Source organism: Mesorhizobium sp. M7D.F.Ca.US.004.03.1.1 (genome assembly GCF_003998635.1).
GTDB classification, from domain to species: Bacteria; Pseudomonadota; Alphaproteobacteria; order Rhizobiales; family Rhizobiaceae; genus Mesorhizobium; species Mesorhizobium loti.
Genome location: NZ_RZQG01001265.1, coordinates 1 through 1,333, shown reverse-complemented (window position 1 = coordinate 1,333; position 1,333 = coordinate 1). Strand labels below are relative to the sequence as shown.

Annotated in this window: 2 protein-coding genes; both read right to left on the bottom strand. The window is 64.4% G+C overall.

Annotated elements, in window-relative coordinates:
• The coding region (murB, locus tag EN935_RS36190) for a UDP-N-acetylmuramate dehydrogenase (RefSeq protein ID WP_127374238.1) at positions 1 to 828 on the bottom strand (828 nt) is incomplete at its 3' end.
• The coding region (locus EN935_RS36185; RefSeq protein ID WP_281040403.1) for a cyanophycin synthetase at positions 825 to 1,333 on the bottom strand (509 nt) is incomplete at its 5' end. The genes murB and EN935_RS36185, both read right to left, overlap by 4 nt.

The following is a 1,333-nucleotide window of genomic DNA, read 5'->3' as shown; positions in this document are numbered from 1 at the left end:
GTAGCCGGTCGCGGTTCCCGTGTTGATCATGAAGTTGCAATGCATCGGCGACATCTGCGCGCCGCCGATCATCAGGCCGCGGCAACCCGCCTTGTCGATCTCCTTCCAGGCCGACGTGCCTTCGGGATTCTTGAAGGTCGAGCCGCCGGTCTTCTCGCGGATCGGCTGCACGGTCTCGCGATGGTTCTGCACGGCCTCCATCGCCGCCTTGATCGCCGCCTTTTCTTCTGGATACCCCTCGAAAACCGCCGATGTGAAGATCACGCCAGCCGGCACCGCCGAATGGCGATAAGAATAGTCCATGTCCTCAGCCAGGAATGTCGTGATTTCCCCCTTGCGAGTAAGCCCTCGCAACTCGACAACCCGTTCGCGGGTCTCCACGCCGTTGGCGCCGGCATTCATGACAAGCGCGCCGCCTACGGCGCCGGGAATGCCGTGGTAGAAATGGAACCCGCCAATGCCTTCCTCCAGGGCAAATGCGGCGAGGCGCTTGTCAGGGGCGGCAGCACCGGCGTTGATCCCGCCAGTTGCTGTTCTCTCGATCTGACCGAAACCTTTCGCCGAAAGCCTGATGACGAAGCCTGGAATGCCGCCGTCGCGAACCAGAAGGTTCGAGCCAACGCCAACCACGGTCAGCGGTATCTCTTCGGGAACCGCGCGCAGGAACGCCGCAAGATCTTCCTCGTCGGCCGGCTGGAACAGCACCTCGGCCAGCCCACCGGCGCGGAACCAGGTAATCTTGTCCATCTCGGCATTCGGCGTGAGGCGGCCGCGCAGGCCGGCAAGCCGGTCGCCAAGTCTGTCGATCAGGGCCTGGCCGTGCATCATGAGACGGTCCCGCCAAGCTCCTTGGGCAACGCATAGGCCCATTGGGTGATGTTGCCGGCGCCAAGGAAGACGACGAAATCGCCCGGCTTGGCCAGATCGCGGATGATGGGCGCAATCGCCGCCGGACCCTCGATGTAGCGAGCGTCGCGATGGCCGCCGGCGCGGATGCGCGACACCAGCGCGTCCGAACTGACGCCGTCGATCGGCTCTTCGCCGGCCGCGTAGACCGGCGCCACCATCACCGTGTCGGCGTCGTTGAAGCAGGTCGAAAACTCGTTGAATAGGTCATGCAGTCGGGTGAAGCGATGCGGCTGGGCAATGGCGATGACGCGGCCCTTGGTGGCGCTGCGTGCCGCCTTCAGCACCGCCGAGATTTCGACCGGATGGTGGCCGTAATCGTCGAATATTTCGACGCCGTCCCACGAACCGGTGTGGGTGAAGCGGCGCTTGACGCCGGCGAAGGACGACAGGCCCTTCTTGATCGCCTCGGCCGACAGGCCGAGCT